This window comes from Sulfuricurvum sp., from assembly GCF_019163035.1.
GTDB lineage: Bacteria > Campylobacterota > Campylobacteria > Campylobacterales > Sulfurimonadaceae > Sulfuricurvum.
Genome location: NZ_JAFLKV010000018.1, coordinates 2,422 through 11,783, shown reverse-complemented (window position 1 = coordinate 11,783; position 9,362 = coordinate 2,422). Strand labels below are relative to the sequence as shown.

Here is a 9,362-nt window from a genome sequence, read left to right as displayed (position 1 = left end):
CGACCAAAGTATCGATTCACATTTGTGGGCGCTCCGTGCCGTAACCAACTACGGTCCGGCTAAACTCCTCGTCTCTGCGTCCCACACCGATGAGGGTGCCGATATGATCGCTCCGTGGCGCGGGTTTCTGACACAAGGGTATACCCGAAGCATGACTCAAACCGACTGGAACGCCGACAGCGATGCGTACAAAGTACAGTTCGATTACGATTTCAACCGCTACGTATCAGGATTGAGTGCTTTTATCAGCTATTCGGTCTATGACCGTAACCCGATCAAAAAGCCGTATCAAAGTATGACCAATCGTGCAACTCAAAATGATGACACGACCCAATGGAATATGGATATCGCTTATAAATGTTCAGGAAGTTTGAAAGGGTTGGAATTCTTGGCCCGCTTTATGGATCAAAACAATGATATCGACAGAGTGGGGACAACAGGTGCGGCAAACGGAAATACGTTTGATTCATCCAACAAAGAGATGCGTCTCGAAGCGAACTATCGTTTCTAATTTAAATCCCCTTTGGGGGAATATCGTGAAGTATCAGACGAGGCGACAGGAGTGTTTGTCTGCGGTTATTCAAATTGCCTGTCGTCTCCCCTGATATTTTAATCAAACCATAAAGGAAAACACATGACATTAATGACCTCTGAGGGCAAACCTGTATCACAGTTCAATGCCTGCGGAACCAAACCGTTCGAGCCTGCTAGTATGACACCCCATACGGCAGAAGCAAAAACCGATTTTGTCTATCCCGAAGTACCGTTTCCCACGATCATCCTCTATCAACAATGGGGCGAAGAGAACGTTCGCAACATGGTGCGCTATCATCACGGATTGCTCCGTAAAAGCGCTATCGGTAATCTCTTCCCCGCTGATGATGCGATGTTTACCTTTGCAACCGAAAAGACGGCGGATTTCTTCGTCGAAGCACTCGGAGGGGAAAAAGCCTATACCCCCGATCACGGACACCCTGCTCTGCGAATGCGCCATTTTCATATCACGGTCGATGAAAAAGGTCGCGAAATTTGGCTCATGATGTACAAAAAAACGATTAATGATTTAGGGATGCCGAGCGGATGTATCGAAGAGTTTTGGAACTGGATCGAACCGCTCTCTATTCGGATGATTAACCGCCGAACCACCGTTGCACCGATTGAACGCCACCCCTACTCGACTATTTGGAGGAATGTATGATTTTTTTTAATCCTATCGTTATATCAGAAAAGATACAAAATAATAATTCCTTATTAAAAACCAAATCTTTTACCGCTTCTTTTGGGGTGCATGCGGCACTTTTTGCGAGTATAGCCTTTTTCACGACAACCCATCCGATTCCTCTTCCTAAATCGGATGAAAAGATCACGATCTCTTTGGCTGAGTTTACTTCGACATCGGGAGATATTCACAAAATGGAAGCGATGCCGCAACCCAAAGAACATCACCAAAGCGTCACCCAACCACAAAAGCCTGTACCGAACGTTACTACGACTCCTCAGGAGAGACCGTCACTAACTCCTTCGGTCTCTCCTGAGGCGTCCGCGCCTTTAGCTATGCCCCATGCTGCGTCTTCACTTCCGTCATCAAGTACGCTAAATGATTCTCCTCATTTAACACCTTCCACTCCTGAACACGAATTACCAAGAAACCCTGTTTCAGAAAACAAAATCGGCGGAGCGGCATTGGGACATATCAGAGCTATGATCGAAAACGCCATCACCTATCCCGCTATCGCTCGGAAATTGCGATTAGAAGGGGTGGTATTGGTCACATTCACTCTCAAACCCGACGGTACGGTTGATACCGCACAGGTTAAAAGCACCAGCGGAAGCAACGTACTCGATAATAGAGCGATACAAACGATTCTCAGCCTCAGCGGTTATTACCCCTCGTTGGGTAAGACCTTTGAATTGAGTATCCCTATCGCGTTTAATTTACATAAATCCTAAAGGAACCCAGATGAATACCCTCCTACGTTTGCTTCTCCTATCGGCTATCGCTCTGACGTTGAATGCCAAAATACTCAACGACATTGACGGTAAAAAAGTGACCCTTCCTGATGTCACCGACCGAGTATTTGGTTCATCCCCACCGATGAACTATCTCCTCTATACCCTCAACCCTGAGAAAATGGTCGGACTCAATTTCGCAGCCAAAAATAGCAATAACAACGCGGATGGGGCATTTTTGAACAAAAAATTCCTCTCGCTTCCGGTGATCGGATCGTTTCACGGCGGAGGGCAAAACATCAACCTCGAAACATTGATGGCGTATAAACCGCAACTCGTCCTCGTGTGGCAGGATGATATGCTCGTTCAGACGGTCGCGAAAGAGATCGAAAAGACTAAAATCCCGACGTTTATGATCCCATTTCGGGAGATCAACGATATGCCCCGTGCCTTTCGTCTAGCGGGCAATGCCATCGGGGAGTCCAAACGGGGCGAAGAGTTAGCCCTATACTCTCAAAAGATCATCAACGAGGTACACAAAGGGGTTTCCAAAGAAAAATCGATCCGCTATTACTATGCCGAGGGGTTAGATGGGCTTTCAACCGAATGCGATAAATCGTTCCATGTCGAAGCGATGAATTTCGCAGGTGGCGAGAATGCCCATAAATGCCAGCAAAGCGGGATACTGGGGCTGGAGAAAATCAGTTTTGAAACCCTCCTCACCTATAACCCCGATGTGATCATCGTCCAAAATAAAAGTGTCTATTTTGACCTCATCAATGATCCGATGTGGAAAAATCTCCGCGCCGTGAAAACTAGTCGTATCCATCTTGTCCCTGTACAACCGTTCAACTGGATCGACCGACCTCCCTCGTTTATGCGTGTCATAGGTATCCAGTGGCTCGCCTCGGTGTTCCATCCTAAAACCTATAACGTCAATCTAAACCAACGTGTCAAAGAGTTTTATGAACTCTTTTTGCACGTCAAACTAAACGACCAACAAACTAAAACCCTATTAGGAGCCAACCAATGAAACCATCCATACTTATCCTCTCACTCGCCGCGTGTGCGGTTCTCACCGCCGATCCGTTAGGGATTGAGCGTATCGTCGTCAATGACCTCATCGATGATGGGGAGAGTATGATCGCTGATTCCAATCTCAGCAGTTCTAATCAGACGTTTGGGTCTAAAAGTATCGCGACGCTTGGGACACAGGCGAACATGAATCCCTACAGCGTTATCGCATACTCCCCTTCGGTCAATTTTACCCCTGTCGATCAAGCGGGTTCCAATGAGCCATCGTATCACGATCCGATCCGCATTCGGGGTAAAAGCCAATCAGGACCAGGGGGAGTGTTTATGGTTGATGGAATGCCGATCTCCAGTAACCCAGGGGGCGGGAAACAGCTCATGGATATGGAAAACGTCGCATCCATCGACCTGCTCAAAGGGTATCTCCCAACCGACAAAAATCTAGGCTTCTCCAGCCTCATCGGTAAAGTCGATATGAATCTCCGCTCCGCCCGCTCTTATGCTGGGGCTGAAGTATCACAAAGCTTCGGCAGTGATGATTTTATGCGTACCTTTGTCCGATTTGATTCGGGTAAGATCGGAGATGTAGCACTGTTTGGCTCATTCTCCCATCTCACAAACGATAAAACCAAAGGCTCTGGCGATCTCAAACGGCTCAACGGCACAATAGGGCTTACCTATACCCCTAATAATGCGTTTAAAGCCAAACTAACCGCTATACGCAACTCGGACGATCACCACAACTATTACAACCTCTCCTTTGCCGAAGCGAGTAATCTAAGGGCTAATTTCAACAAAGATTTTTCAACCTCAAAACCGACTACGGCGAATAATGTCAACTACTACGACTGGAATAAACAAAGTTTTGATACCACCGCACTGATGGGTGAAGTCGAATATAAGCCGACATCTAACGATACGATCTCTTTCAAACCGTACTATAAAAAAGATACGGGGGATTACTGGTACTCCAACGGTAATTTGAGCTCCGCAGTTGCCACCAACCGCGTCGTTAATTGGCAGATGGATCATGACCTCTATGGCGCTACCGCTGCGTATGATCATGAGTTTTCCGAAGCGCTTAAAACCAAGATCGGATACTGGTACCACAAACAGCTCCCTCCCGGACCTCCGAGCGATCAGAAAAAATACACGGTCAATGCGAGCGGTAATTTAGTCTTTATCGGCTATGCCGTACTTGCAGAGAACGATTACCACGTTTTGCAAGCACCGTTTGCACAACTCAGCGGAGAGATCGATCGTTTTAAATACGTTGCAGGATTGCAATACCAATCGTTTAAACTGGGCTCTCTCAAAAGCCACACCGCCAATTCCAGTGCCACAACCAGTTCAGACTATGACACCGCCATCGCGACAACCGCGCTCGATCCATGGGCGAGTGTCGAAGCCAAAACGTTTCACACCTATATCCCCTCACTCTATCTGGGATACAACCTCTCACCTGAGACGTCGCTCTATATCGATTATTCCCGTACGTATGGATTTGACGTCAATCTTTTCCCTACCTATGTATCGAATCGAGCTAATTTCGTTTCCAAAAACGTCACCCTCCAACAGCTGTGGGACAAGCTCGATCTTGAGCTCTCCGATAATATCGATGTGGGGGTAAAAACAACAGTAGGAGGTATCACGCTCAATCCGAGCCTCTTTGTCTCATTCGTCCAAAACAAACAGGCTAATATCTACGATCCGACCTACGGCGTCAATTATCCCGCCAATATCGGGGATGCATTCGGATACGGTGCGGAGTTTTCCGCGTATGGTCCGATCAATGAACAGCTCGAATTCTTATTAGGGCTTTCGTACAACCGTTACAACTTCACCCAGAACTTCCAAAGTAGCGCGACTACTACGGTCGATACGGATGGTAAACAGCTCCCCGATGCACCCAAATACATGGCAAAAGCTGCCCTTTCGTACCATCTAGGGGATTGGACACTTACTCCGAGTGCTCGCTATACCTCAAGCCGCTGGGGTGATGTCGCCAATACTCAAAAAGTGGACGCATTTACCATCGTCGATTTCGATATGGCATACCGTATGGGTCAGTTTATGGGTTCACGTAATGCCCTCTTCCGCCTCACCGCGACCAATCTGACCAATGAAAAGTACATCGCAACAATCAATGCCGCCGATAATGCACTAGCCGCATCGACAACGGCTTCAACCTATCAAACCGGAGCTCCGTTAGGAGTGTACGGCAGTCTCAATCTAAAGTTCTAAAATGATAAGCCTCAAAAGTTTCACCATCGTTGGGGGAGCATTAACGCTCCTTCTCCTCATCACCATCATATCGCTCCTGTGGGGGCAATATCCGATTGATTTACCTACCTTTATGGGGTATATGGAATTCAAACTTTTCGGAGGTGTTGGTAATGACACCTACACCCTCCTCGATAACATCATCCTCCAAATCCGTTTGCCGCGTGTATTGCTCGCCATCCTCATCGGTGCATCGCTCGCGGTCTCAGGTGCGGCATTTCAGGCGATGTTCGTCAATCCCCTCGTCTCTCCGGGGATATTGGGCGTATTGGCGGGAGCGGCGTTCGGTGCGGCACTGGGGATGCTTATATCTGAGCAATGGTACGTGGTTCAGGTATTGGCATTTGTGTTCGGGTTTGTCGCCGTCGGCGTTGCGGTTTTGATCGGTGGGATGGTGAGTAACTCCCGCTCTACAATCATGCTGGTACTCGGCGGTGTTATCAGCAGTTCACTCTTCACCGCTCTGCTGTCGGTCATCAAATACGTTGCCGACCCCTACAGTACCCTCCCCGCTATCGTCTACTGGCTGATGGGAAGTCTCACGATGGCGGATCTGCACAGTGTCCTCCTCGTAAGCATCCCGATCCTTTTAAGCATAGCGGGGATGATTGCCCTCTCCAAATATTTCGATCTCCTCAGCCTCGGAGATGAAGAGGCAAAAGCGCTGGGGGTGAATGTCCCCATGGTGCGCTTCGCGGCGATTATCCTCGCGACGCTGGCGAGTTCCCTCTCCGTCGTTATGGCGGGGATGATCGGCTGGGTGGGGCTTATCATCCCGCACATCATCCGTATGGCATTCGGTCCTTCGCATCGTCTCCTCATCCCACTCTCTGCGATTGTCGGGGCGATCTTTTTGCTCTTAGCCGACACGATCTCGCGTTTGGCACTGAGTGTCGAGATCCCTATCGGGATTCTCACCTCATTGATCGGTATCCCCGTCTTTATCATCGTACTTAAAAACGCGAGGGCAGCATGGAACTGAATCCCATTATTACGGTCAATGACCTCCATTTTTCTTACCCTAAGCATTCGGTGTTGGAGGGGATCGATTTTACCCTGAATCGCGGTGAAGTGGTGAGCTTATTGGGACCTAACGGATGCGGTAAAAGCACCCTAATCCGTCTCATCCTCAAACTCATCCATCCTGCACAAGGGGAGATATGGCTAGAGAATAAAACAATCCATCGCTACTCCCACCGCGAGATCGCCAAACATATCGCCTATATCCCTCAGTACCACAACGTCCCGTTCAACTACAGTGTACTGGAAATGGTGATGATGGGTCGAGTGAGCAAAAGCGGTTTTTTCGCCGCAGCATCGGCCAATGACCGTGCAACCGCATACGCTTCACTCGAACGCATCGGTATCGCCGATTTAGCGGGCAGAGCGTTTGGGCATCTCAGCGGCGGACAAAAACAGATGGTGCTCCTCGCCCGCGCCCTCACCCAAGAGGTCAATACCTTTATCATGGATGAGCCGGTCTCAGGGTTGGATTACGGGAACCAAATCCGTCTTCTGGAGCTGATCAATGATTTGGCACGCCAAGGGTACACCTTTCTCAAAACAACCCACTACCCCGATCACGCCCTCATGGTCTCCAGCCGTGTAGTCGTGATGAACCATGGACGAATCATCGCCAACGGACTCCCCGAAGAGGTTATCAACTCCTCAATGATCCGTGAAGTCTACGGGATCGAAGCGGATCTCATCACCCACAATACCAATACGTGGTGTATCCCCACTTTTTCCAAAGGAGCCTTATGAGAGCGTTATCTCTTCTCATTATTCTATTAATATTTACTAATATTATAGTAGCACGTACCATCACCGATGATTTTGGACGAGTCGTCACGATCCCTGATAAAATCACAAAAATCTACTCCCCATCGCCCCCACAGACCATGACGATTACGGCATTTGATCCCGCTCTCGTTGCGGGGCTGAATTTTCCGTTTAAACCCGACCAAAAACACTATGTCGGCGTTGCCGCATCGCGTCCCGTAGTTGGAGGATATTTCGGTCAAGGAAACACCCCCAATCTTGAAGTCCTAGCCTCACTAAAACCCGATGTGATCCTCATGTGGGGAAATGCCACAGGCTCAAACATTCAGCTCAAACAACTAAGCACGCTCGGTATCCCCGTGTTAATGGTGCGCAATGAGTCGATCAACGATCTCATAGGCGAATTCGACCTATTAGGAAAGCTCACAGGAAACACTAAACGCGCCCGTGAGCTTATCGCCTACACCAAAGAGACCTTGGGGCTTGTCCAGTCGCTCCAGAGCAAGGTCTACGCCCGCAAAGATGTCCGCTACTACTTTGCCGAAGGGATGGACGGAATGTCCAGCGAATGCGAGGGTTCCAGACACCTCGAACCCTTTACCTACGCCGGAGCCAAAGATGCTATCAATTGTAAAAGTATTTCTAATTACGGGATGGAAAAAATGTCGATGGAACAGATCATCCTCGCCGACCCTGACGTGATTATCGCTATGGAACCCTCGTTTGTCGAGTCTATTGCGACAAATCCGAAATGGAAAATGCTCCGCGCGGTTAAAACGGGACACATCCTAACCGTACCGAATGTCCCGTTTAACTACATCAGCCGTCCTCCATCGCTCGCCAGACTCATGGGGATACGGTGGTTGATACACACTTTTTATCCCGATTTAATCGCTCCGATCGATCAGGAGAAAAAACGGTTTGAAAAGCTCTTTTTCCCTGCCTATCGGGGATAAGCGTTTTTTTAACTATCGTTATATCATATTTGACACATAAAGGAACCAATATGAAAATAGGACTATTTTGCCTTAGCGAAAACTACTCCGGCAATGTGCAAGAGAGCATTATGGAACAGCTCCGTCTCGTTGAGCTGGCGGATGAACTCGGATTTGATGAAGCGTGGTTCGGCGAACACCATTTCAACGCTTTTAGCGTTATCCCTGACCCTGCTGCCATGATCGCTTATGCCGCAGGACGTACCGGATGTATCCGCTTGGGAACGGCGGGGTTTCTCGCCCCCTTTTACCATCCCGTCCGACTCGCTGAGAGTATTGCGCTGCTCGACAACCTCTCAGGCGGTCGGATCAATGCGGGATTTGCCAAAGGGGGATTTGCCCCCGATACCCGATATTTTCTCCAAAACAAAGAGGAGCTAAGAGCACTGATGTACGAGAGTGTCGAGGCTATCGATGCCTTGTTGCATGAGCATGATACCGAGTACAACGGTGATTTCGTCCAAACCCGAAACATCCCCATCGCACCTCATCCGATCCAAGCGCGAGTCCCCTTTTTCATCGCGACCTTCTCCTCCGAAGAGACGATAGCCTTTGCCGCACGCCACGGCTATGGGTTGATGATGTCGCAAGGGGCTTCTTTAGAGGAGTGTATCGAGGCACGTAACCTTTATTGCTCGATCGCAGGATATGAGCCCGAAATGGTCATCATGCGGGTTTTTTATGTCGCCGATACGTACGAAGAGGCATCGCACGCAGTTTTACCGGCGATCGATCATTTTGTACGCTGTATGCGCGCCGTTCAAGAAGAGCAAACCCAGCCGACGTTCGATCTCGAAGCCTACGAACTGCTTCTAAACGAGCGCAAAGGGTTTTTCAACGGTCAGAAGTTTTTTGACAACGCCATTTTGGGAACCCCCGAGCAGTGCATCGCTACCATTAAAACCATCCAAAAGGAGCTTAACCACGTCCACCTCGTTCTCAAACCATCCTCCACCGATCACACTCAAAATCGGTGGATGTTATCGCAATTCAATACCCAGATTCGACCCTACATTTAAACACAAGGAAATGAAATAAAAAAACACCTGCTGCTCCTCTCACTGGCAACCGCTTCAGCACTTTACAGTGCGGAAGGGGTTTTTGAACTCGGCAAAGTTGATGTAACGAGCACCTCGGATACCTCTTCTACGACTACAATCATCGATGCACAAGAGATGCAAGATCATGAGAGAAAAACTGTTCTAGAAGCGCTTAACCTTCTATCGGGTGCAACAATCCAAAGTTTTGGTGCCAGAAATGAGCAGATGATTATGATACGAGGATTTGACGTTAAACACGCCCCGCTCTTTATCGACGGTA

General features: G+C 48.7%; 9 protein-coding genes and 1 pseudogene. All 10 read left to right on the top strand.

Annotated elements, in window-relative coordinates; all coding sequences use genetic code 11:
- Positions 1-511 (top strand): annotated as a pseudogene (locus tag JZU62_RS01715) (hypothetical protein); the annotation flags it as partial.
- 123 nt (positions 512-634) lie between these two features.
- Positions 635-1,198, top strand: a complete 564-nt coding sequence (locus JZU62_RS01710) for a globin (protein ID WP_295011295.1) — start codon at positions 635-637, stop codon at positions 1,196-1,198.
- Positions 1,195-1,950, top strand: coding sequence for an energy transducer TonB (locus tag JZU62_RS01705; RefSeq protein WP_295011293.1), 756 nt, complete (start codon positions 1,195-1,197; stop codon positions 1,948-1,950). Before JZU62_RS01710 ends, JZU62_RS01705 begins: the two co-directional genes overlap by 4 nt.
- 10 nt (positions 1,951-1,960) lie before the next feature.
- Complete coding sequence (locus JZU62_RS01700; RefSeq protein ID WP_295011291.1) at positions 1,961-2,983, top strand: ABC transporter substrate-binding protein; 1,023 nt, start codon at positions 1,961-1,963, stop codon at positions 2,981-2,983.
- The gene (locus JZU62_RS01695) at positions 2,980-5,226 is read left to right on the top strand and encodes a TonB-dependent receptor (RefSeq protein WP_295011289.1); all 2,247 of its coding nucleotides are present in this window, start codon (positions 2,980-2,982) and stop codon (positions 5,224-5,226) included. Before JZU62_RS01700 ends, JZU62_RS01695 begins: the two co-directional genes overlap by 4 nt.
- 1 nt (position 5,227) lies before the next feature.
- A complete protein-coding gene (locus JZU62_RS01690) occupies positions 5,228-6,247 on the top strand; it encodes an iron ABC transporter permease (protein ID WP_295011287.1) in 1,020 nt (339 codons plus the stop codon).
- Positions 6,238-7,029 (top strand): ABC transporter ATP-binding protein, encoded by a 792-nt coding sequence (locus JZU62_RS01685; protein ID WP_295011285.1) that lies wholly within the window; start codon positions 6,238-6,240, stop codon positions 7,027-7,029. Before JZU62_RS01690 ends, JZU62_RS01685 begins: the two co-directional genes overlap by 10 nt.
- Complete coding sequence (locus JZU62_RS01680; RefSeq protein ID WP_295011283.1) at positions 7,026-8,003, top strand: ABC transporter substrate-binding protein; 978 nt, start codon at positions 7,026-7,028, stop codon at positions 8,001-8,003. The genes JZU62_RS01685 and JZU62_RS01680 overlap by 4 nt, the downstream gene beginning before the upstream one ends.
- A 50-nt stretch (positions 8,004-8,053) precedes the next feature.
- On the top strand, positions 8,054-9,061 hold the full coding sequence (locus JZU62_RS01675; RefSeq protein ID WP_295011281.1) for an LLM class flavin-dependent oxidoreductase: 1,008 nt from the start codon (positions 8,054-8,056) through the stop codon (positions 9,059-9,061).
- Between the two features lie 15 nt (positions 9,062-9,076).
- Positions 9,077-9,362, top strand: a 286-nt coding sequence (locus JZU62_RS10980; protein ID WP_365956214.1) for a Plug domain-containing protein, incomplete at its 3' end; no start/stop codon positions are given.

Coding starts and splice junctions, on each gene's coding strand:
- JZU62_RS01710 (WP_295011295.1), top strand. CDS start 635: ATGACATTAATGACCTCTGAGGGCAAACCTGTATCACAGTTCAATGCC.
- JZU62_RS01705 (WP_295011293.1), top strand. CDS start 1,195: ATGATTTTTTTTAATCCTATCGTTATATCAGAAAAGATACAAAATAAT.
- JZU62_RS01700 (WP_295011291.1), top strand. CDS start 1,961: ATGAATACCCTCCTACGTTTGCTTCTCCTATCGGCTATCGCTCTGACG.
- JZU62_RS01695 (WP_295011289.1), top strand. CDS start 2,980: ATGAAACCATCCATACTTATCCTCTCACTCGCCGCGTGTGCGGTTCTC.
- JZU62_RS01690 (WP_295011287.1), top strand. CDS start 5,228: ATGATAAGCCTCAAAAGTTTCACCATCGTTGGGGGAGCATTAACGCTC.
- JZU62_RS01685 (WP_295011285.1), top strand. CDS start 6,238: ATGGAACTGAATCCCATTATTACGGTCAATGACCTCCATTTTTCTTAC.
- JZU62_RS01680 (WP_295011283.1), top strand. CDS start 7,026: ATGAGAGCGTTATCTCTTCTCATTATTCTATTAATATTTACTAATATT.
- JZU62_RS01675 (WP_295011281.1), top strand. CDS start 8,054: ATGAAAATAGGACTATTTTGCCTTAGCGAAAACTACTCCGGCAATGTG.